The sequence below is a fragment of the Paenibacillus sp. JNUCC 35 genome (genome assembly GCF_058269095.1).
This window is the reverse complement of sequence record NZ_CM177771.1, coordinates 4,429,892-4,452,170: the sequence shown is the minus strand read 5'-3', so window position 1 is coordinate 4,452,170 and position 22,279 is coordinate 4,429,892. Positions and strand designations below refer to the sequence as shown.

Here is a 22,279-nt window from a genome sequence, read left to right as displayed (position 1 = left end):
GTGCTATGATAAAGGAATGAACGTGCACTCAAAACCGATACGGGCGGGCCGGGCTTCCGCGCCTGCCGTTCTTGATAAGAAGGGAAGAGGAACATGACAACATGGCGTTATATGCATACAGGCAACCGGACGGCGGCTGAGAACATGGCGATCGACGAAGCGATTCTCATCGCGCACAGCGAAGGCAGGGTTCCTCCGACGGTCCGTTTTTACGGCTGGGGGCCGGCGGCTCTCTCCATCGGTTATTTTCAGAAAGCGCAGAAGGAGATCGATCTGGACAAAGTCGCCGGCCAAGGTCTCGGATTCGTACGCCGTCCGACGGGCGGCCGGGCGGTTCTGCACGATGCCGAGCTTACATACAGCATCATCGTCTCGGAACGTTATCCGGGAATCCCGACGAGCGTAACGGAAGCTTACCGGGTCCTCAGCGAAGGGCTGCTCCTCGGATTCCGGAAGCTGGGGCTGGCGGCCGAGATGGTGAACCTGGCAACCGAAGAAGAGAAGAGGAAATACGAATCGCTCGGCTCGGCGGCCTGCTTTGATTCCCCTTCGTGGTACGAGCTTGTCGTGGAAGGCCGCAAAGTCGCTGGAAGCGCGCAGGTTAGGCAGAAGAATGTCGTGCTTCAGCACGGCTCCATTTTGCTGGAATTGGATGTTGAGCAGTTGTTCGGCCTGCTGCTTTTCTCCAACGAGCGGATTGCGGAGCGGATGAAGCAGAGCTTTGTGCAGAAAGCGGTCGCGATTAACGATCTGCTCCGAACTGCCGGGCTTGCCCCCGTGACACTCGGAGACGTGGAAACCGCATTCCGCGCCGGTGTAGCCGAAGGCATGGGCATTGAGCTTGAAGACGGAGCGTTGACTCCGTACGAGCTGGAGCTTGCGGAAGAGCTGGCGCGCGAAAAGTACAGTTCCGACGAATGGAATTTGAAGCGGTAGCGGTAATTTTGGGGTGAGGTGAACGTACCATGTCGATCGACAAGATTATAGAACGAACGGGGAAACGGCCGCATACGGCGGAAAGCCTTGCGGAGGATCTCAGAAGACTCGGTGTGAAGAAGGGGATGATTCTCTTGGTCCATTCCTCTCTAAGTTCCCTCGGTTGGGTTTGCGGGGGCACACAGGCGGTCATAGCTGCTCTCCGGGACGCATTGGGCAGCGGGGGCACGCTGATGATGCCGACACACAGCGGCGACTTGTCGGAGCCATCGGCTTGGAGCAATCCGCCCGTGCCGCAGGAGTGGTGGGACGTGATCCGAAGCACGATGCCGGCCTATAAAGCGGAGGAGACCCGGACGTTTTTTATGGGAGCCTTGCCGGAAGCGTTCAGAACTTACCCGGGGGTTATGCGCAGCAGCCACCCGCAGGTTTCGTTTGCGGCGATCGGACCGCAGGCGCAGAAACTGACGGGCGATCATTCCCTGGCTTACGGGCTCGGGGAGGGTTCCCCGCTTGCCCGTCTGTACGAGCTGGAAGGTCATGTGCTGCTGCTGGGCGTCGGTCACGGCTCCAACACGTCCATCCATTTGGCGGAATACCGGGCGGAGTATGCGTCGAAGAAGGAAGTCACGAACGGGGCGCCTGTTCTTGATGGAGACGGGGTCCGTCAGTGGGTGGAGTTTCCGGATATCGGAATCGACTCGGACGATTTCGACCGGGCGGGTGCGGATTTCGAAGCCCGGCACTCGGTGGTCATCCGCGGAAAAGTAGGCTCGGCTGACACGGCCTTGATGCCGCAGCGTCCGCTTGTCGATTATGCGGCGGGATGGATGAGGCAGCACCGGTAGCCAAAGGATGGCGGCCGCATACCGGTTTCCGCCTTCGGCGGCCCGCTGCCGCGGTAAAAAAAGGCCTCCAAACCCACTCTAAAGTGCGGTTTGGAGGCCTTTTTTGCTGTCCGCCGGATCAGCGGCTTCCGGCCGGAATCGCCGCCTCGAAGGCCTGCTGGAGCCGCCGGGTAACGGGACCGGGCTTGCCGTCTCCGACGGGCCGGCTGTCCACCAGCACGACCGGCATAACTTCGGAGCCAGTGCTGGTGATGAAGACTTCATCGGCCGAGGCGAGTTCCTCGGCCCGAAAAGCTTCTTCACGCACGGCGATGCCCAGACCTTCCGCGAGTCGGATAACGAGCGAGCGGGTGACGCCCCGCAGGATATGATGATCGGCGGGATGAGTTCTCACGATCCCGTCTTTGACGATCATCACGTTGGACGCGCTCGCTTCGGTGATGACGCCGCCTCGGTTGAAAATAACTTCGCCCGCACCGCCGTCAAGAGCCTCCTGCTTCAGCAGCACGTTCGGGAGCAGGTTCAGCGATTTGATATCGCACCGGTGCCAGCGGATATCCTCCCGGACGATGGCGGAAATCCCGTTTTCCAGATCTTTCAGGGGACGCAAAAACGGGGAGCACCAGCCCGTCACGACCGGCTCCGCCGCAGCCGGAAACGGATGGGAACGCGGAGCGGCGCCGCGGGTGATCTGAACGTAAGCGAGGCCGTCGGGGATGCCGGCAGCCTCCGTGAGCCGGTTCAGCAGATTCTCCAGCTCTTCGAGCGGATAAGGAAGGCCGATCCGGACTTCGGCCATACTGCGGTTGAAACGTTCCATATGTTTCTCTACTTCAAATAGCCGGCCGTCGTAAATGCGGAACACCTCGTAGACGCCGTCCCCGAAATAATAGCCCCGGTCAAGGGGGGAAATGCGGACTTCTTCGTCCGGTACAAGTTGATTTCCGAAAAGCATCATCGGGTTAGTTCTCCTTTAAGTTATCTTTCTATTACCAAAATAAGCGCTTGTGTTGGCAAGCGTGTCTGGGCGCAGCCGATTGAAAGTAAAAAGTATGTAGGGGATAATACGAAAAATTACCCAACTGGCGAACGTCCGTTTCTTTTTTCGGCGGATCTGTTTATAGTATATAGGGGAAAGAATACCTTACACAAATGAGCCGATGGTCTGTATGCACGCAAATCGGCTGCAGCAATGTTTACAAAAAATTACCCGCGGGGCACCGCGACTCTTATCCTTTTACAGGCTCGATATGTCGAAAATTGTCGTTTTTTATAAATGTTTCGCAAACGAAATAAAGAGCAAGGCGAAGAAAAAGTGAGAAAACAAGCACCTGCTTTTTGTTATCCCGTTGAATTCATTCGCAGTTTATTCGTAACACAACATCTAGTGTTGTATAATCTTTTAAGGACACTATATATAGTGCTTACGTACATACCGCGAAATTCGCGCAGTGGTGCGGGTTCCCGGGTGCAGGTACATTGATTTGGGAGGGTGTTGCCGTTTTGAAGACGATGCAGCGGAAAAGTTTGGAAGGTTTGAGTGAAAAAATCTTTTTGGATCGTTATGCGTTAAAAGATGCGGACACGAACAATACGAAAGTCGGAGACGTGGTGCTTGTCCTGACCAAGGACGACCCGAAATTTCCGGCCAAGGAAGTCGGGGAAATCACCGCGCGAGATGGGCGCAATGTTACCGTTAAGCTGCGCAGCGGCGAAACGATCGAGTCGAACATCGACAGACTGACTCTTAATATAGAAAAAACGCCGGATGAGCTGTGGGACCGCCTGGCCAAGGCCATGGCTTCCGTGGAAGCGACGCCGGAAAAACAGAAGGAATGGACGGAAAAATTCCGTTACATTCTGGACGACTGGAAGCTTGTTCCCGGGGGCCGTATCGCCGCAGGCGCGGATGCCAGCGACGAGTTGACGCTGTTCAACTGCTATGTCATTCCGTCTCCGCATGACAGCCGCGGAGGTATTATGGCCACCTTGTCCGAGATGACGGAAATTATGTCCCGCGGGGGCGGGGTCGGAATTAATCTTTCGTCCCTTCGCCCGCGTCGCGCGATCGTTAAAGGCGTTAACGGCTCTTCCAGCGGTTCCGTGTCATGGGGAGGCCTCTTCAGCTATACGACGGGCTTGATCGAGCAGGGCGGCAGCCGTCGCGGTGCTCTGATGCTTATGATCAACGACTGGCACCCCGATCTGCTTGATTTTATCACCGTTAAATCTACGATGGGCCAGATTACGAACGCGAACCTTTCCGTTTGCGTAAGCAACGGCTTTATGAAAGCGGTGAAGGAGGATCTGGACTGGGATCTCGTGTTCCCGGATACGACGGACCCCGAATACGACGAAGTTTGGAACGGCGATCTCAATGAGTGGAAAAAGCTCGGAAAAGCCGTAAAAGTGTACCGCACGGTCAAAGCCCGCGAAGTTTGGCACACGATCATCGAGTCCGCATGGCGCTCCGCGGAGCCGGGCGTCGTGTTTATGGAGTACTACAACCAGATGTCCAACAGCTGGTACTTCAACCCGATCATCTGTACCAATCCTTGCGGAGAGCAGGGGCTTCCGGCCTGGGGCGTATGCAACTTGTCCGCCGTCAACCTGTCCAAGTTTTACGACGAGGAGAATGACGATGTCGCCTGGGACGAGCTAGGCAAAACCGTCCGTTACTCCACGCGTTTTCTGGACAACGTTATCGACAAGACGCCCTACCACTTCGAGGAAAACCGCGAGAACCAGCAGGGTGAACGCCGTGTCGGACTTGGAACGATGGGGCTGGCCGAGCTGATGATCAAGCTTCGCATCCGTTACGGAAGCCCGGAATCTCTCGAATTCCTGGATAAAATCTATGGTTTCATGGCACGTGAAGCTTACCTGGCTTCTTCTGAAATTGCCGGGGAGAAAGGTTCTTTCAAGCACTTCGAAACCGAGAAATTCCTGCAGAGCGGCTTTATGAAAAACATGCACGAGGTTTATCCGGAAGTGACGGAATCCGTCCGCAAGAACGGAATGCGCAACGTGACGGTCATTACGCAGGCACCGACGGGAAGCACGGGAACGATGGTCGGAACTTCCACCGGTATCGAGCCTTATTTCGCTTTTGAATATTTCCGCCAAAGCCGCCTCGGTTACGACAAGCAATTCGTGCCGATCGCGCAGGAATGGAAGGATGCCAACAAGGACCAGGAACTGCCGGATTATTTCGTGACGGCCATGAGTCTGTCGGCGGAGGATCATATCCGCGCTCAAGCCGCTATCCAGCGCTGGGTAGACAGTTCCATTTCCAAGACGGCGAATTGCCCGGCCGATTTCACGGTCGAAGAAACCGAGCGGCTGTACGAGCTTGCCTTCGATCTGGGATGCAAAGGCGTGACCATCTACCGCGACGGCAGCCGTGACGTACAGGTACTCAGCACCGGAACGGACAAGGACAAGAAGGACGAAAAGAAAGCCGAAGCGGCCGTTCCTGCACCTGAAGTTCCGACAGAAGCACCGTCTGTGGCGGTTGCGGCGGAACCGGTCGTCCAAGCGGATGCGATTTCCGGGAACGTCTTCGATAAAGAATATAAACGCCGTCCGCAAATTCTGCGCGGCGCTACCTATAAAATCAATACGCCGTTCGGTATGGCGTACATTACAATCAACGACATGAACGGCTCGCCGAGCGAAATTTTCCTCAACGTGGGAAAAGCGGGCTCGGACGTCTTCGCCATGGCGGAAGCGCTCGGCCGCGTCTGCTCCTTGTTCCTGCGCTACGGCGATCACGGGAACAAAGTGAACCTGTTGATCAAGCATCTCAAAGGTATCGGCGGTTCCGGGGCCATCGGCTTCGGCGCCAACCGTGTCGAGTCCATCGCCGATGCGGTCGCCAAAGCGCTTGAGATGCATGAAGAGGCGATGGCCGGTGAAACGGATGCGGAGGCTTACGTAACCGCCACAAGAGAAGTCGTGCCTGAAGCGCCGGATGCTCTTAGCCATGCTGCACCTTCCGCAGGTGCTGCGCCTGCTGGGCTGACTTCGCTTGACTTGTGCCCGTCCTGCGGCTCCGCTTCGCTCGTGAACAGCGAAGGCTGCAAGAACTGTACGAACTGCGGATACAGCCGTTGTTCGTAAGGATTGAATAAAGTTTAGTTTACTTTATAAATGTGTGGCGTCATAAATACTGAGAATTTTTTTCAAGTAAATGAGAAGGAATTTTCGTATTTAATGATAAATGTATAATTATACATTGTTATACATCATTTTTGACCTAGACCTATTTGCCTTCCCTAATTGAACCGAAAAAAGTCTATTGCTTAGAAAAAGGTACAGTTCTTCAAGAAAGTTGAAGAGGCTGTACCTTTTTTGTCGTAAAATGGAGGTATCATGAAAAGCGGGTAAGCGCGAAGATTCGGCAACAACAAGCCTTATTTTAAGTCCTTATGCTGCATTGTATGGCATCGTCTTGCCCAAGGACAATATCTCCGTTAAATCAACGAACTCGTGGACTTCACCTTTATATAAGAAGTATATATAGCTGATTATTTGGGAAAATAGGTAATTAGCAAAAGTGCTAATTAAATATAATTAACACTTTTGCTATTTTAGTATAATTTGAACATAAAGGTGAAGTGGTTTATATGTTTAAACTTCTCAGTCGCCCGAGCCCAAAATTAGATGAGAGCATAAGCAGTTATCTTATAAGATCCGCGCAAAGCAACCGAATTAACCCAATATACATTTATAAATTATTGAGTGTTTACGAAGATTCAAGAATGCATAGTTTTTTTCTTGATACTACTGTAATATCCGAAAAAGATTTAAACTTATTGGAAAGCATTTTGGGTTTTGAAGGAGAATTGCTTCAACAGCTTTTCATAGTATCGTTTGATGAATCGGAAATTTATTATAGATACTTCAATGCTAATGTTAATATGAATTCGATTTGCACTAGAAAATTAAAAGTATGTTCACTTTGCTTGCAAGAAAAGAATTATATCAGAAAAATATGGAGCTTAATTAACTTAACCTCCTGTCCTATACATTCATGTATGCTTATTGATAAATGCCAAAAATGCTCGAAATCAATGACATGGTGGAATTCTGATATATTTCGTTGTAGTTGCGGTCATGAGCATAAGAATTCCAATTTAGCAGCAGCAAATAAGGAAAGCTTGTATTTGTCAATGAGAATCTTCGCTATTTGTGGAATTAGTACGAATCATCTATTGAATACTAAGTATAATGAACAATTTAGTGTAGTAATAAATGAGATGGATTTTGTTTCGTTAAATAATAGTATTTTGTTAGTATCGAAATTTATGTGTGAATGCAAAAATATCTCTCATTTTTCTGGTGTTAATTGCAATTTAGAAGAATTTTCAACTTTACAAAGAGAGGCTATTAAAGTATTTTCTGATTGGCCAAATAACTTTTATAAATTTTTAGAGGAAGTGAAGGTGTCTACTTCAAATAAAAAATTCAATAATATCATGGGGGATTTCGGGAATTTTTACAGCGACTTATTCGATGCAAGGTACGACAGTTTAGTACTTTTGCGTAAAGGATTTATAAATTATCTTTTAGATAATTTTAATTCCTACTCTTGTTCAAATCTGATAAAAATTATAAATGTGTACGAGGAATTGATCATATCTGGAATTCAAGCTGCGCGATATTTAAATGTGAGTAAAGAAAAACTAATTCGATTAATAGTAAATCATGAAATTGAAGGTCAAATTTCAAAAAAAGCACTAGGTATTAACATAATTACAATTAAAAAGAGTCTAGAAAAGTATAAGTCTAAACAAGATGCAGAGAATCAGCAAATGCTTAGCTACTTGGAAGCTCAAAGTTATTTGGATGTAGGATTTGGGATAGATGACATCGTGAGATATGGATATCTTGAATATTCATATAAAGAGTATGACTTTTCTAACGCAAGATATATAAAAAAACAATCAATTGATGTATTTATTGACAATCTTAGAAGTAGGGTTACCAATCAAGTTACAGAGGAAAGCTTAATTATAAATTTTCAAAAAGTGGTTAACATCGGACAGGCTCATAAACATTGTTCTTCAGGAAGACTTGTTCAGATGATTTTAAATGAAGAACTTCTACCATGTGGTATTGGTGCAGGAATTGGTTTAAATGTACTATTGTTCAATAGAATGCAGGTTAAAGATTTTTTTAGACGTAAATTCAATGAAAGTCAGGGAAACAACCTAAGAACAATAGAAGTTGCACGATTGCTTGGTGTGAAAGAGCATTGCGTGAACTTTTGGGTGAAAATAGGGATTTTAGAAGCTACATATCACGAAGAATTTTCTTTTAAGGTCTATCATAAGGTGTCGATTCAAAAATTTAAAGAAACATATATGTCGTTAGACGGAATTAAAAATGAGTATTTTACTAATATTAAAATTTCTATAAGAAAATTAGAAGAGGATTTTGGTTTAAAAGCAATAACAGGAAATAAAATTGATGGCGGTTTTAAATACATGTATTTAGTGGAAGAAGCGAACAATCTTCTTAGTCATGTAAAGGGCTAATTTAAATATGGTTTTGGGTAGTTTTCTAGGAAAGATCTAGCACTACCCTTTTTTGTATCTTAATTAAATATATAAGTTTATCAAAAAAGACTGTTTATCACAGCATAAGAATTGGCAATACTTTTACCACAAATAATGAAATGAACAGAGGTGAAAAGCGTATGCCGTACAAACCAGCTCGCAAAATTATGCCGAAAAGAAAAGGTTTCCGTGGGAAAGAACCATTTCTTAAAACTGGTGATATGATTCATTGGGAGAGTTTTCTTGAAAGGAACTTTATTAGACTAGCTGACTTTGATGTTCAAGTTGAAGAAATTTTTTATCAGCCGGTCTGCATTCATTATTTATTGAATGGTAAAAAACATAAGTATTTTCCGGATTTCAAATTAATCCTAAAAGATGGCCGTGTTTTCATTATTGAGGTAAAATCTCTTCGGTTTAAGAACTATCCGTCAAATGTTATTAAGTATGAAGTTGGTAGAAAATTTTGCGAAGCTCAGAGATGGCATTACGAGGTATTCACAGAGGAGGAAATAAACCCAGGGTACTTGCAAACCAATCTTTCATTACTTCGTCATCTAGGTACTCAAGAAGTTTCGGATAAAATTATGGACCATATTTTGGGGCAATTGAAGCAAAAAACAGAAATCTATCTTTTTATATTGAGGGAGTCTTGTGAGGAAATTGATGAAGAAAGCTTCTATAAGGCTGTTTATCAATTGATTTACCTACAAGAGATTTCAACAGATTTAGTTAATGTAAAGCTATCTGACGATTCAGTTTTACGTTATTCAGTTGAGGGGGAGAGAAGTTCATGCTCATAGATTTCAAGTATGGTACGCAATTTCGAATTGGACCGAACACATATGAAGTGCTCCGGCAAAGAGATGATGATGTTGAATTGTTTAATATAACACACGACACAAAGGAATTGCTGTCTCTTATTGAGATCTTGACTGCTTACAATGAGAAAAGGCTAATTATTCTGCATGAAGGTCAAGACTCTGATGTTATTGAATACAGTACTAAAGATTATACTGATGTTCAAATCGATATTATGGAGAAACGGTATAAAGCGATTGAGCCTATTATTGAACGAAAAATAAGGCCATCACAGTTTCAGGCTTATGCTGATAACTATCCTGAGGAATTAAAGCCCAATGGCTCGATTTCTCCCGCGTCGATTTATAGATGGTTAGATTTATGGTATAAGCGAGAGAACAAATTAGACTTAATTCCAAAAATGAGGGGGCCAAAAGATCATCGGGTCGCTACAGAAGTAATGACTGAAGTTTCTCGCATTATTTTTAAATATGGAAGCAAAGCGGAATACGTTACTATTAAAGACGAATATGATGTGCTTGATGCTGAAATAAAAAATATTAATTTGACAAGGGCAGATCATGAGCAACTCAAGAATGTTTCAGAATCGACATATCGAAGGATACGGAAGGAAACAGTAGATACATATGAGCGCGATAAAGAACACATGGGGGTAAATCAAGCAGATTTAAAACACAATGGTGTGCATTCAAATGCAAGAGCAACACGTCCACTTGAATGTATGGAATGTGACTGGACGCCAATTGACTGTTTAATCGTAGACTTTGAACTTGACGAGTTATTTCGTCCGGTCCTCATGTACGGAATGGATCAGGCAACAGGTGAACCGATGGGATTTAATATCATCTTTAAAAAGGAGCCTGATGCTGGTGATTGGAAACAATTAATTTTACATTGCATCTTACCAAAGACTGGATTTAAAGAGTTGTACACACGGGTTGAGAAGAATTGGACGGCATATGGTGTCCCTCAATCAATACTTTTGGATAATGCAAAGGTAAACGACGCGAAAGAAGTAGAAGAGGTGTGTTCGGCTCTTCGTATCGGACTTAGATATTGCGAAGTAGCTTCCGGTCATCAAAAAGGATCCGTTGAACAAGCACTAGGAAATCTAAATCATAAAGCATTTCAAGGATTAGTCGGTTCACTTTTTTCAAATCCTACAAAAAAAGGACAATATGACTCGGCAGCGAAAGCGGTGGTCGATAGTAAAGGACTGTATCATATCGCACACATAGCAATTGTTGACATGGTCGCGAACAATTTTAATAGAGGTCAGAACATCCAAGGGGTTCCAGAGCATTTATGGGCTAAAGGCTTAAAAGAAATGAAGATACATCCTAAATTACCTGCAAATCGTCAGTATTTAGAATTACTCTTCTCTTCAAACAGTAATACACGTACCGTCGGTCCTCGTGGAATATTACTCATGGGACATCATTTTTTTAGTGATGAATTAAATGAACTTAGAAAGCGATTGGAACGTGAAGGTAGAAGTCGTGAAGTACTGATTCGCTATGGCTCTGATTTAAGGGTTATCTATGTAAAAGATGAATTCAATAAACGTTATATTGAGGCCTTTATTAAAAATGGAGGCCTGGAACGAAAAAATATCGACAAGAATTATCCGATTAATGCTGAATTGTTGGCATATCTGACAAACAAGGATGGTAGTGCATATAATGACTATGATTCTTCGCTACAAGGCAGGGCTAGATTAAACGTTGAAGAGATTCAACAAGAATGCAAATTAGAATATCAAGGGATTCGTAGAAGAAGAAGAAGGGAGGCAGCAGTCAATGAAACTGTGGCCAGTGCAATTAAAGGTGTACCTATCAAACAACTTCCTGGACTTGTAGAAGCAATGAATATATCGATTCTAAATCCTGAGGAAAGTAACGGAGGTATAAAGCCTTCTAAATCAGATAATAATCAGGAAGAAACTATTATTGTAAAACCTGAACCTGGTGCCTTGCAAGTAGACAACATTGATTTAGATAAAATTGCAGACAGTTGGGGGATTGGGCAAAAGGAGATATGTTAATTGGATTTTGAACGGTTAGATGGAAAAGCACCTGATTCAAAGGAATTGAAAAGACGTGTTGAGCATGTTAAAAAGATCATTGTCCATCACCCAAAGTATGAAAATCTGCTTGAGGAGATGGAAACGATCATGGATTTGTCGGATGACTCCGTTAGTCCAGATTGTTTATATATTTTTGGGCCAACAGGTGCGGGGAAGAGTACGGTAACCAAGGAATTCACGGCAAGATATCCTCGTGAAACTAAAGAAACGGATGATCGAGAATATACGCATATTCCAGTATTAAGGGTAGTTGTTCCTCCAAAAGCAACACCGAGAATGCTTGCATCGAAAGTGCTAGAAGATATGGGAGATCCCTTCAGCCATAAAGGATCCGAAACTGAGTTGACCAGTCGCATTCATCACTTTGTCAAGGAACTTGGGATAAAAGTTATTATTTTTGACGAGTTCCAGCATCTAATTGATGCAGACACCGAGTATGTATTAGCGACAGCATCAAACTGGGTTAAGACATTTACCGAAGAAATTGGCATTGCTGTTATTCTCTGTGGAATGCCGGAATCAGTAAAAGTTTTTATTAGCAATCCCCAATTGGATCGAAGATTTTGTAACAAAGTTGCGTTAGAAGCTTTCGCATATGGTACCGTTGAGGAGATTCTTATTTTTAGGGTATTTCTTCAAAAAGTTGATAAATTGCTTCCTTTTGCTGAATTAGCGAATCTGGCTGATCCACGAACTGCTGATAAGTTGTACTACATCTCGAATGGAATACCTTTTTATGTAATGAAGTTACTTGAGTATGCGACATATATTGCCGTTAAGGCAGGCGCTGATAAAATAGCTGAATCACATTTGGCGAAGGCACTTCTGAAAGTAAAACAAGTGGCTAGACCATTTGTTGCAAATCCCTTTGCCGACACTAATTTTGATTTAGAAACAACGCTTGGAACTGAGAATGATGCGATGAACAAGTACAAAGAGAAACTGATGATCAAACGGAAAAAGGGAAGAAACTTGCAGAAAGCTCAAGGACCTTCGCTAAATGTATAAATGGTTAATAACTCAAATGGCGGCCACCTAGGCCGCCATCTAATTTTTGTCAAAAACTTCCATCAATATGTTCTTCGCTTTTTTCACTTCTTTAGGACTAATCGAAAGGAGAAGATCAATGATTTGTTCTAGATCAGAAGATTTCCCTTTTGTTTGGTCGTATATCCTAGTATAAGAGAAGAGTTCAATCACCCCAACATTTAATGCATGTGCAATCTTTGTAAGATTAAGCACAGAAATATTTGTTTCCGCTCGTTCGACTCCCCCAATATAGGTGTAGTTTAAGTTCGCCAACTCACCTAATTGCTCCTGTGACAATCCTTTTTCTTTTCGTAAGTCCCGTATCCGTTTACCAATTAATTTCAAAATTGATTCAGACATTAGCTACACCTCTAATTGAAGTGTAGTCAACCAGAATACCGTTAAACACGAGAGAAAAATAGTATTTAAAACCAAATACTATATATATGTATGATAAATCTATCATTTGGAAATAATAGGACTAATAGAATAATAGGAGGTGTAACAAGTGTGGAAAAATTAATTGATTTTTTTCCACTTGAGCAAGCTGAGTTAACAGATAAAGGAATTCTTTTTAAAGGCTTTATCTACTCATGTAGCATTGCTATTCGTGAACAGTGGTATGGAAAAGAGTTTGGTAGTATTTCCATTTATTTCGATAACTACGACGATGAATATATCTTTGTTTTATTGAAAGATGGAGGGTTAACAATTGCGTATCGTATTTCAAATGATATTAGTGTTGATCGTCACGGACTTGAAACTTATCAAGCGATGATCCGATCAATAAAAGAACAAATAAAGAAACGTAAGAAAAGAAATAGGAAAAAATAATGAGTGGAAATTTGAAGAAAGCATTAATTAGCCCCGTTATCCAAAGCAATGAAAGTATATCGGGTTTTCTTCATAGAGTATCAAAAATGAATTACCACCGTTATTCTTACCTCAATAATTTTCTGGAATTATCAGTTTACCAAGCGCAAAATAATGAAATTAATCTTAAGGCATTAGAGAAAATAAATACCTTTATTTTAGGGGAGAATGATTCAATAACTGAAAAAAATGGATATAATTTAGAAGATTTCTTTGGATCGGAACTAGCCTCAAAGATAATTTTAAAGAATAAAGTGAAATATTGCCCCCAGTGTATTAAAGAAAAATACTATCACCGTACAATTTGGTGTATAACACCCATTCATCTATGTACTAATCATAACGTAATGTTGATAGATCTATGTCCTCAATGTAATCGTTCAATCAACTTGGGGACGTTTACAAATCAAATATGTGAGATATGTTCGTTTAATTTTGAAGATACAAAATGTCCTGATCCAATTGACAACAATATTATTATTCAGTCCCAGCAACAATTAGTGAACAATCTATGGGAGAAAGAAAGCTGTTTTATACAAAATTGCAATTTTGCTCAATACTTTAGACTAGCTTACTTGAGTTTTCATTTACTTATTGGTGCTGTTGATTTTACCGGAATGACATTTGAAAAGTTAACCATTTTTTATAACCAATTTAAGGGGAAAAAAAGTGGATTTAAGCTAGCAGTTGCATTAGCTAATGTGTACTGGATGTATCTAGACTTTCCAAAACATTTTTACATCGTACTAGATAATTTCCTAAGTCGTAATAAAGGTAGTCAACGATACGAACGTCTAAAGGCCTTTGAAGATATTTTCAATGTTCAAGATTTTGCTTGGGTCCAAGATGCATACAATTCCTATTTTGTTGAACAAATTGATAAAGGTAATGTAAGGAAGGATTTTTCTGTGTTTAAAAGAAAACCAAGTTTATTAGCTGATAGGAGGAAAATTCGAAGGGAAGAAGTAAGACAAAGTACGGGCATTGCATTCGATAAACTTCATGAATTAAATGATTATAACGAACTGAAAATTGAAACTAAGTATATAAACGGTCAGCATAGATATTTAGTCGAGAAAACGCCCCTTGACGGATATTTAAAAAATCGAAACTGTTTGATATCAAAAAAAGAAGTCGGTTTGATTATTGGGGTCACCTCTGATTCCGTTCAAAAAATAATTAATGCCGGTTATATAACACCAATTAGAGTTGCATATTCATCCAAGGTATTGTTTCAAATCCAAGAGGTTAATAATTTGATACAGGATTGCCTCGGAGAGTGTTTGGAGGGGATAAGTCCTTCAATGATTAGTTTCCATAGTGTGTTGGCAAAGTATTCCAAGTATGCCTTCACAATAATCGAAATTATTTCATTTACATACTCAAGTCACTTAAACCCTTGTCGTATCACTGGAAAAAATTCGTACTCGTTGGCTGACAATTATTATGATGAGGGAGAAGTTAAGACATGCATGGAAATTTTAAAGAAGAGAAGACAAGATGAGAAGGGACTCTACTTTAGCGACGTAATGAAATTATTAAAAATAGGTGAAAAGAGGCTATGGAGATTGCTAGAAGAACAGGACATTAAGGCTGACTATATCTTAGTCATGAAGGATGGAAGGAAAAGGTATTATTTCAAAGAAGAGACCGTATCTAGAATTAATAAGTATGTAGAATTGTCGGAAGGGTTGAGCTAATTGGGCCTGGTTGAGTTAAAAAGATTTATATTAGATGGGTCTTATTTGGAACTAAGACAGGCTGAAAAAAGATTACAATTATTAAAATACCAGATTCGTGAAGAGCAAGAGAGTTTAGGCTTAAAGCGTATTTTATGGGCAGAAAGTGGTGTTGTTGGAGAGTTTGAAATCTATAAGATTTATGAATACAACTACGCAAAATTAATCGCCTATCTTCACAATGTAGGAATACTCCCCCTTGTAACCTTCATTAAAAGTGAAGATTTATCTGAGAAGGAGTTAGAAAAAATAGCACATATTTCTTATCAAAGAAAAAGGTATTTACGATATACTCCAAATAATAATTTTAAGCGAAAAGAGAACACTACATCGTTTGAAGTAAATCTTGAAAATATTAGCTTACTGGATAAAGTTTCAATGTGGAAAGAAAATCATAATAAATTCGAACAATTAAATGCCATATGGAAATGTGAAAAGTTAAAGGCTCTTTTGACTCCTGAGTTCAGGAAATCAAAGGAATTATCATTTGAATGTGGTACGTTTTCATTGATAGAAGCTCAAAAAATATATAGAACAGATTTGATACATGGACTTCTTGATGAAAAGACAATATGCAGTCGCGTCAAAGTGAATTTGGAAAGGATTGATGAATTTATCGCGAAAGGATTCTTGAAGAAATTTGAACTATCTAGTGTAAGAAAGATTGTAGATATACAAAGAAGATATATTCTGATGACTTTACAAAAAGAAAAAGCCAAAAAAGAGTATTGGTATTCTAAATTAGAAAAGTTATCAATTCTAAGTCAGAGATCGGCTGATGGGTGGGAATCATTGTATACTGATTAAGGGAATGGGGTGAAATTTTAATGCGAATTCCAACCGACATCCTTTAGGGACGCCGCTAACTTGTCCCACCTAGTCCTTCGCCGGCACAAGTCGTCCCTTCCTCTCGCGAAGTTCAAAACGTCTTGTCGGAGCGGATGCTCGAAGGAGACAACCTTCGGGCCATAGAGGCAAAGTTGGTTTGGATGCTAGAGAAATCAAATTAAAATCTTATCCCCGAAAAGAGTTAAAGCAGCTGGAATTTACAATTAAAGAGTACTTTCTAATTGGCACCGAACAAAAAAGAGTGTCAGTTAGGCATATTATTTTACGATGCCATGAGCAGACTGTATTGACCGAGACAGCGATGACCGTTGTCTCTCTTTTGAAAGGTCTATTTGGCAGCAACGATTCGCTCGATGATCTGAAGCGAATGCGTAACTATAAACCGATCCCATTGAAGCGGAAAGGCGACATCGAATACGAGGTTCAATATCTATCGTCTCAGATCGAAGGCGAAGGGCATCGTGTTCTCAATGTCGTGACCAATAAGCATAACGAACGAGTAATCGTATACCGCTTGTATTACGGTGACGATCAAGACGATATCAATATCAATTTGCGTATTCGGATCATTACAAATAAGGGTGTAAAGCTCCCTGACCCCAATATCTACTTACACGTATTTCAAAAGGAACAACACATTCAAATAGCAGACATTCGTATCGAGGGTGCTCACGTGAATCGCGGCTACGGCTCCATCGTCATGAGCGAGATCTTGAAGCTTGCTCACCAGTTGGAAATCAAGTTCATCGACGGTTGGATTTCAGGTGTCGACTGGGGTCACATTGATCGGTCTGCTCATTTTTAATGGAAGTTCGGCTTCGATGTAAAGCTAAATGAGGGGTCTGGAAAGATCCTTTGGTTGAATGAGGCCCTTGTGGCTTCTCGGGAAGAGTTTGAGCTGTTATCGAAAGCAGATACATTTGAACTCAATAAGTAGTCACATCATTCCCAATTCAATGGCAGTTCAAGGAGGGATATTGTGTTATCGGAGCAGAACTATATAAAAATCCTGAGTTATCTCGATAAGCGACTATGGGATAGTAAGATCTCAGATACCAACTGGCAGTATTATGGTCTTGTTTTGGATTGGTATTTTGATAACTCTGTACTGAGTGCTGAGTACTTGGATATTGCTGATTTCTTCGACCAGAATGGTAGTCTTAGAATAGTAGAAGACCAGTATTTAGTTGACCAATACAGTGGATTGCCGAACAATAAGTGGTTACATGTACTACAAAATATTTTGAACATTCTTAAGTTCTCCTCGATAAATAAAGAACAAAGTAACAACGTGATTGAACTCATCACAAAAGTATTATTGAGAGACAACGTAAAGGTTAGAAATCCAGAAGCGAGAGACATCATTTTAGCTCCTGACGACATTTTGGATTATGGTTCTTACTGTAATATTGTACGGGTTAGGGAAGGGGTTTTAAGGAAAGAGCTGCAGCTCCATTTTCAAATTGATGTAAAACTTCAAAAGCGCATGAGATATGAGTTTGAAAATATGCAGAAGCTTGAAGGTTGCCCACAAATTCTGAATGTGTATGAATACGATTCGGACAACCATTCGTATTTGATGGAACCAGGGGATACAAATCTCTTTAAGTACTTAGAAGAAGAGTTCGATCTCTCTGTTGAAGATAAGCTGAAAATCGTATTGGATATTCTGAACGGTATGGCATATGCTCATGAACAAGGTATCATCCATCGTGATCTTCATTTAGGTAATGTATTAAAAATTAAGAATGATTTTGTGATCTGTGACTTTGGGTTAAGTAAGGACTTATCTATTGAACGCAGCATGAAGTCGTCGATGACGGAGAAGAACAATCATCTTTTTGTTGATCCTGCCGCAGGTACAGACTTTACCAAATTGGATCTGAAAAGTGATATATACTCTATTGGCAAAATTATTGATTACATCTTCACCTTAAATTCAGAAGATCCTGATCATATGTTTGAGACTGTAGTTGAACGGTGTATGGCAAGGGATAAATCATTAAGATATGACTCAGTTAGAGAGATAATTAAGGATGTAGACTTCGTTATCAATAGTGTGAATAAAGAGGAGAACAAACAAAACGCGATAAATAATATTCTGAATGCTAAGTATAACGCCCAAGTGCATGAGTATGTAATGGCTTTGGTGGATGCAGACAAGATTAGCAAGTTCATAGTAGAACATCGACTGTCATCGTTTGGAAATTTGATCTTGAACTTCGGAGTTATTTATCAGACAAGGATTTTGCAATCGATATCACACACTTTTGTTAATGCAACTGGATATGGTGGATGGGGTAACTACGATACTTTTGCTAATATCGCTTATCTTGTGTGTATCACCTCGAAAGATGTAGAAGTAAAACAACTCGCTAGAAGCATCCTAGAAGAATGCGCGGGGATCAGGTATTCTGCAAAGGATTTGTTAGAGAGGTTGCCAGACTAGACTTTCTGTGAGGTGATGATCGTGGAGATAAGAATCGAACAGGAAGAGCTTCTCCAGAAATCTAAGGAGTTTAAACTCTTTTCCGGTCCGGTATTGACTCGAATATTTAATAAGACAGGTGTAGCAGGTTATGAAATTGGTACACTTGGATCTGCCGGCTTATTGAAATATAAACATAGATATTTTGCTGTTACGGCTAAACATGTTGTCACATTAGGTAATGAACTACTTCCTCTCTCTGACATCGTGATTCCTTACCAGTATCAAGGTGGAACAAAAGCATTGACTTTATTGAAGCAAGCAGTTGATTTCGAGCGAGATATAGCAATCTTTGAAGTTGCTCATACGTCCGCAGTATTTATGGAGCAGGAACAAAATAAATGCTTCTTGGAAGATGGTTTGATTTATGAAGATCCATTAGGTTATTTTGAAAATAAATGCAATGTTGTATTTCTACATGGTATCTCTAAAGAAGAAACCGACGTGGATTATGATGCATTCGTAGTAGATATGACAACGACACCTTATACGACCTTTATTGATCGAGTTGATGAAGCATCGCAGAGAATAGTATTACTGGCAGATGTGGATGGGACTAATGAATTTGGTCAGACAGGTCATCCACTGCCCGATTTTGGTGGGATGAGTGGTTCATTTGCTTATTCTTATCAAAGAGAAGATACTGAGAATCCGTTTCGATTACTTGGTATATTATCTAATGGGAATAAAGAAGCAGGGTTCCTATGGGTCATACCTATAAGTGAAGCCGTTGAAATATTGGAGAAGGAATTCTTCGGTAATTAATGGGATCGAGTACATTGCTGCTCGGCTCTTTAATTTTAAGTGGAGATAAGCTTCTGTTGGTCTATCACCCTACAGGAGAAGGAAATTAGTCATATTTTGGCGAATATTTACAGACGGAAATTATACATGCTGAAGGTAGTTTATGGCTAAGAAAGAACGTTGCTTCTGTGGAAGCGGGAAGGCTTCGAAAAATTGTCATCGGGTCGCTCCTGACAGTCGCGCGGCACACCTATTCAAACTTTATGAGCAAGTTGAAACTACAGTTCTCGGGATGTAGTAATTGCTGCAGCGATTTCTTTACAGTCTCAGAGGTTGAACTTGAGATAATCATGGATGAAATTCATACTACGTGGACTGAGCAGGAAATTATCAACTTATATAAAAAAGTGATGGATAATGTCCGGGCTTTTCAAGCTGAACATCCAGATTTAGATAATCCTACAATCATCCTTTTATCGATTTTATTACTGCTTTCTTAAGGCGATGATTTCTTTCTCGGACAGCCCGGAGGCCTTGGCTATGACAGCTGTATCCACTCCAAGCTTGAGAAGCTCCAGTGCCATCTGGATCGCTTTCTTTTGCTCGCCGCGAGCTTCACCCTCAGCCATAGCTCCTTCAATCATGGAAGCTTCATCATGCAGATACTTTTGTCTGTCTTCATACAATCGGCGGGCCTCAGCATCCTGACTAAGAAATTCCAATGTGTCCATTGCTTTTTTCAATGCAGGCTCGTTCATCGTCAGCACCTCCCAATTGGATTTATCGACACCTTTTAAGAAAAGTAACCAATTGACTAGTCCACCACTCTCAACAGGAGTTGCATGATCGCCAATCTTAGGCAATTCAAGAAAATGCAGTTCTAAGTCATCTATAAGCGGTAGGCCGCTTCGATCTTCACGCAGATGGAACACGTTATGATACTGGTTGTTAGGCAGAAACGAATAGTTCAGGATGTTTATGGTCACACATTTTTTGAGCATTTTATATGACTGGCCCTCTTGAAGCTGACCGCTGTATAGTTTGCTCCAATAAAACATCGTACGTTTCTCGGTATCGTATTTATTAAATAATTGCATTTCAACGTTGATAAGTTCCCCGTCCGCTGTTTTGCCTCGAATGTCCAAAATGGACTGTTTATCGCGGGGAGCATCCTTTTCGGTATAGGGATTCAGCAAGATAATCTCCGTCAAAGGGGGTCTTTCCGCTTCTATAAAGGTCTTATTCAAGAAGGCAAGCAGTACATCCCGGTTCTCTTCACTGCCGAATATGCGTTTGAATAAAAAGTCATTTCGGGATCTAGAAGTTCATTCATGTGCAATCAACTCCATTCCTTACTAGTATATCATGCTTGCAAGATCTTAGACACACGAGGCAAACACGCAAAATTTTGATTCGCATCTCTCTTTAAACTGTTGTATGTGAAAATATCGGAGCAAGCGATTCATCCCAGCTTAGCCAAAAAAACGATACGGTGAACTGACTGTTGCTTATCAGGTAATATGTGTATCGGAGCCACATTTACCTAATCAGTTGAAGCTCAGGCGTTGTTATAGCTTGAGCTCTTTTCAGAGTTTTATAAAGTTTGATTTGTCTGGTTCAGTTCACTTTCTTTTTGAGGAAACCATTGGAAAAATAGATGTGTGGAAAGGGGGAGAAGAGCCAAATGACCTATGATGAATTTATCTCTGAATCTGATGTTTGAGATTGGATTTACGATGATTCTGACGGTAGATACATATATAAAAATGACATTGCAATTACAATGCAACGTGATAGAGAAGATCAAACTGAATTTGAAGAAGACTGGTTATGGGAACGAACGCTCTTATCATCCCGGTACGAGTAGGCTCGCCATTAGAACTGAATGCTTTCTTGGAAGAACTCTTGAAGTATGGCAACTATAAGGTAAGCCTATCGATTGGCCAAGTCAAATAGGCAAGACGACGCAACTATTGAAAACGAAATAGAACTATGCTAATAAAAAAAGATACCGATCGGTATCTTTTTTTATTAGCAAGGCAGCACACATTTTCTAACGCAAAGGAGAGTCATACATGACTTCACTGTTTCTTGTTCCAGAAAGCAAGCTGTCCGTTGATGCCACTCATTACGTGCGAGAACTATCAACCCGAACACTATTCAATCATTTGATGAGAACTTATGCTTTTGGGTATATGATTGCTCAGAAGAATGATCTGAATATTGACACGGAATTACTGTATCTCGGTGCCATCATGCATGATTTGGGCTTGACCGAACCATTTGCAAACAGAGAGCGTACTTTTGAAATCGAGGGCGGCGAAGCGGCTTGCCATTTTTTGGTTCAACATGGTTATCCAATTGAAAAAGCGGAAATCGTACAAAAAGCGGTTGAACTGCACGCCACCATCGAAGCGGAAAAAAAACAGCCCGAAATTGCTCTGGTACATTTAGGGGTTATGGTTGATGCAGGTTTTCGGGTCGATCTTTTTCCAAAAGATCTTGTCCAGCAAATCATTGGAGAATATCCGCGACTCGGGATTAATCAAAAAATGATCGAGCATTTTACTTACCAGCTTCAGAAAAAGAACGATACGAAATTGATTCCGATTATCGAAGCCGCCAAACATCACTCCCATTTCAGTGAATGATGCATGCTGGAGGTATATGATATGAAAAAAGGCGAGCAAACCCGCAGACACATCATTAGCAAATCAGCCGAGCTGTTTAACCTTCAAGGATATGCTGGTGTCTCTCTCAGTGAAATCACAGATGCTACGGGAATTCAGAAAGGGGGCATCTATAAACATTTCATCAATAAGGATGAAATTGCAGTGGAAGCTTTTGAATATGCCGCCGACACTGTATTCGAGCAATTTGTAGCAGTAGTCAGTTCCCGGCAATCCGCTATGGAAAAACTGATAAGTATGTTTGAACTGTACAGCAACGTGGTGGACTCTCCTCCATTTGTGGGAGGCTGTCCGGTTATGAATGCGGCCATTGAGCACGATGATGGGCATCCATTGCTGCGCGAGAAAACCCAGGATCGGATGCGCGACTTTATAGCATTTATCACAAACATCTTGCACGAGGGCATAACGAATGGGGAATTCAAATCCAGCATCGATCAAGATGGCGTAGCCTCTTTTCTTATGGCCGCTCTTGAAGGCGGGATTATGCTGAGCAAACTGGAAGCTGACAACCGGCATATTCATTACAGTACGGATCATATTTCTGCTTTTTTGAAGACATTGGAAGCCTAACCCTCTGCATTTTGAAACCGGAGGTTACGATCCATTGAA

The 22,279-nt window shown here is 41.9% G+C and carries 19 protein-coding genes; 16 read left to right on the top strand and 3 right to left on the bottom strand.

The features are described from left to right. Positions 1 to 93 precede the first annotated feature (93 nt). The gene (locus AC2TF6_RS20035) at positions 94 to 936 is read left to right on the top strand and encodes a lipoate--protein ligase family protein (protein ID WP_491308195.1); all 843 of its coding nucleotides are present in this window, start codon (positions 94 to 96) and stop codon (positions 934 to 936) included. Positions 937 to 965: 29 nt separating this feature from the next. Continuing rightward, positions 966 to 1,784, top strand: coding sequence for an AAC(3) family N-acetyltransferase (locus AC2TF6_RS20030; RefSeq protein ID WP_491308194.1), 819 nt, complete (start codon positions 966 to 968; stop codon positions 1,782 to 1,784). A 118-nt stretch (positions 1,785 to 1,902) separates the two neighbouring features. Here AC2TF6_RS20030 and dat read toward each other — a convergent pair whose 3' ends face one another. Next, the gene (gene dat, locus AC2TF6_RS20025; protein WP_491308193.1) at positions 1,903 to 2,742 is read right to left on the bottom strand and encodes a D-amino-acid transaminase; all 840 of its coding nucleotides are present in this window, start codon (positions 2,740 to 2,742) and stop codon (positions 1,903 to 1,905) included. Positions 2,743 to 3,287: 545 nt separating this feature from the next. Here dat and AC2TF6_RS20020 point away from each other — a divergent pair. The 5 genes from AC2TF6_RS20020 (at position 3,288) to AC2TF6_RS20000 (ending at position 12,263) form a co-directional block, all read left to right on the top strand. Continuing rightward, positions 3,288 to 5,906: an adenosylcobalamin-dependent ribonucleoside-diphosphate reductase gene (locus AC2TF6_RS20020; protein WP_491308192.1), complete on the top strand. Its 2,619-nt coding sequence runs from the start codon at positions 3,288 to 3,290 to the stop codon at positions 5,904 to 5,906. Between the two features lie 506 nt (positions 5,907 to 6,412). After that, positions 6,413 to 8,326, top strand: coding sequence for a TniQ family protein (locus tag AC2TF6_RS20015; protein ID WP_491308191.1), 1,914 nt, complete (start codon positions 6,413 to 6,415; stop codon positions 8,324 to 8,326). Between the two features lie 161 nt (positions 8,327 to 8,487). Continuing rightward, on the top strand, positions 8,488 to 9,150 hold the full coding sequence (locus AC2TF6_RS20010; protein WP_491308190.1) for a TnsA endonuclease N-terminal domain-containing protein: 663 nt from the start codon (positions 8,488 to 8,490) through the stop codon (positions 9,148 to 9,150). Beyond that, entirely contained in the window at positions 9,141 to 11,213 is a 2,073-nt protein-coding gene (locus AC2TF6_RS20005; protein WP_491308189.1) for a TnsB C-terminal domain-containing protein, read from the top strand. The genes AC2TF6_RS20010 and AC2TF6_RS20005 overlap by 10 nt, the downstream gene beginning before the upstream one ends. Then, a complete protein-coding gene (locus tag AC2TF6_RS20000) occupies positions 11,214 to 12,263 on the top strand; it encodes a TniB family NTP-binding protein (protein ID WP_491308188.1) in 1,050 nt (349 codons plus the stop codon). It abuts the gene before it with no gap. Positions 12,264 to 12,302: 39 nt separating this feature from the next. Here AC2TF6_RS20000 and AC2TF6_RS19995 read toward each other — a convergent pair whose 3' ends face one another. Then, positions 12,303 to 12,644 carry a helix-turn-helix domain-containing protein gene (locus AC2TF6_RS19995; protein ID WP_491308187.1) on the bottom strand — a complete coding sequence of 114 codons (342 nt, stop codon included), beginning with the start codon at positions 12,642 to 12,644 and terminating at the stop codon, positions 12,303 to 12,305. Between the two features lie 150 nt (positions 12,645 to 12,794). On the opposite strand from AC2TF6_RS19995, the gene AC2TF6_RS19990 reads away from it, so the two are divergent. The 7 genes from AC2TF6_RS19990 (at position 12,795) to AC2TF6_RS19960 (ending at position 19,275) form a co-directional block, all read left to right on the top strand. Next, positions 12,795 to 13,118: a hypothetical protein gene (locus tag AC2TF6_RS19990; RefSeq protein ID WP_491308186.1), complete on the top strand. Its 324-nt coding sequence runs from the start codon at positions 12,795 to 12,797 to the stop codon at positions 13,116 to 13,118. Next, the gene (locus AC2TF6_RS19985; protein ID WP_491308185.1) at positions 13,118 to 14,857 is read left to right on the top strand and encodes a TniQ family protein; all 1,740 of its coding nucleotides are present in this window, start codon (positions 13,118 to 13,120) and stop codon (positions 14,855 to 14,857) included. Before AC2TF6_RS19990 ends, AC2TF6_RS19985 begins: the two co-directional genes overlap by 1 nt. Further along, positions 14,858 to 15,703, top strand: a complete 846-nt coding sequence (locus AC2TF6_RS19980; protein WP_491308184.1) for a hypothetical protein — start codon at positions 14,858 to 14,860, stop codon at positions 15,701 to 15,703. Between the two features lie 178 nt (positions 15,704 to 15,881). Beyond that, the gene (locus AC2TF6_RS19975) at positions 15,882 to 16,550 is read left to right on the top strand and encodes a hypothetical protein (protein ID WP_491308183.1); all 669 of its coding nucleotides are present in this window, start codon (positions 15,882 to 15,884) and stop codon (positions 16,548 to 16,550) included. Positions 16,551 to 16,724: 174 nt separating this feature from the next. Beyond that, positions 16,725 to 18,194 (top strand): protein kinase domain-containing protein, encoded by a 1,470-nt coding sequence (locus AC2TF6_RS19970; protein WP_491308182.1) that lies wholly within the window; start codon positions 16,725 to 16,727, stop codon positions 18,192 to 18,194. Positions 18,195 to 18,215: 21 nt separating this feature from the next. Then, positions 18,216 to 18,998, top strand: coding sequence for a hypothetical protein (locus AC2TF6_RS19965; RefSeq protein ID WP_491308181.1), 783 nt, complete (start codon positions 18,216 to 18,218; stop codon positions 18,996 to 18,998). A 142-nt stretch (positions 18,999 to 19,140) separates the two neighbouring features. Continuing rightward, positions 19,141 to 19,275 (top strand): SEC-C metal-binding domain-containing protein, encoded by a 135-nt coding sequence (locus AC2TF6_RS19960; protein WP_491308180.1) that lies wholly within the window; start codon positions 19,141 to 19,143, stop codon positions 19,273 to 19,275. Between the two features lie 187 nt (positions 19,276 to 19,462). On the opposite strand, the gene AC2TF6_RS19955 is transcribed toward AC2TF6_RS19960, so the two are convergent. Continuing rightward, positions 19,463 to 20,266: an Rpn family recombination-promoting nuclease/putative transposase gene (locus tag AC2TF6_RS19955; RefSeq protein WP_491311692.1), complete on the bottom strand. Its 804-nt coding sequence runs from the start codon at positions 20,264 to 20,266 to the stop codon at positions 19,463 to 19,465. Positions 20,267 to 21,052: 786 nt separating this feature from the next. Here AC2TF6_RS19955 and AC2TF6_RS19950 point away from each other — a divergent pair. Together AC2TF6_RS19950 and AC2TF6_RS19945 are read left to right on the top strand one after the other, a co-directional pair. Beyond that, entirely contained in the window at positions 21,053 to 21,628 is a 576-nt protein-coding gene (locus AC2TF6_RS19950) for an HD domain-containing protein (RefSeq protein WP_491308179.1), read from the top strand. 21 nt (positions 21,629 to 21,649) lie between these two features. Next, complete coding sequence (locus tag AC2TF6_RS19945) at positions 21,650 to 22,240, top strand: TetR/AcrR family transcriptional regulator (protein ID WP_491308178.1); 591 nt, start codon at positions 21,650 to 21,652, stop codon at positions 22,238 to 22,240. The last annotated feature ends 39 nt before the right edge of the window (positions 22,241 to 22,279 follow it).

What these genes read in the sequence shown, in the direction of transcription:
- AC2TF6_RS20005 (WP_491308189.1), top strand. Translation starts at nt 9,141, where the DNA reads ATGCTCATAGATTTCAAGTATGGTACGCAATTTCGAATTGGACCGAAC.
- AC2TF6_RS19960 (WP_491308180.1), top strand. Translation starts at nt 19,141, where the DNA reads ATGGCTAAGAAAGAACGTTGCTTCTGTGGAAGCGGGAAGGCTTCGAAA.
- AC2TF6_RS20035 (WP_491308195.1), top strand. Translation starts at nt 94, where the DNA reads ATGACAACATGGCGTTATATGCATACAGGCAACCGGACGGCGGCTGAG.
- AC2TF6_RS19950 (WP_491308179.1), top strand. Translation starts at nt 21,053, where the DNA reads ATGACTTCACTGTTTCTTGTTCCAGAAAGCAAGCTGTCCGTTGATGCC.
- AC2TF6_RS19985 (WP_491308185.1), top strand. Translation starts at nt 13,118, where the DNA reads ATGAGTGGAAATTTGAAGAAAGCATTAATTAGCCCCGTTATCCAAAGC.
- dat (WP_491308193.1), bottom strand. Translation starts at nt 2,742, where the DNA reads ATGATGCTTTTCGGAAATCAACTTGTACCGGACGAAGAAGTCCGCATT.
- AC2TF6_RS20010 (WP_491308190.1), top strand. Translation starts at nt 8,488, where the DNA reads ATGCCGTACAAACCAGCTCGCAAAATTATGCCGAAAAGAAAAGGTTTC.
- AC2TF6_RS20015 (WP_491308191.1), top strand. Translation starts at nt 6,413, where the DNA reads ATGTTTAAACTTCTCAGTCGCCCGAGCCCAAAATTAGATGAGAGCATA.
- AC2TF6_RS19995 (WP_491308187.1), bottom strand. Translation starts at nt 12,644, where the DNA reads ATGTCTGAATCAATTTTGAAATTAATTGGTAAACGGATACGGGACTTA.
- AC2TF6_RS20030 (WP_491308194.1), top strand. Translation starts at nt 966, where the DNA reads ATGTCGATCGACAAGATTATAGAACGAACGGGGAAACGGCCGCATACG.
- AC2TF6_RS19945 (WP_491308178.1), top strand. Translation starts at nt 21,650, where the DNA reads ATGAAAAAAGGCGAGCAAACCCGCAGACACATCATTAGCAAATCAGCC.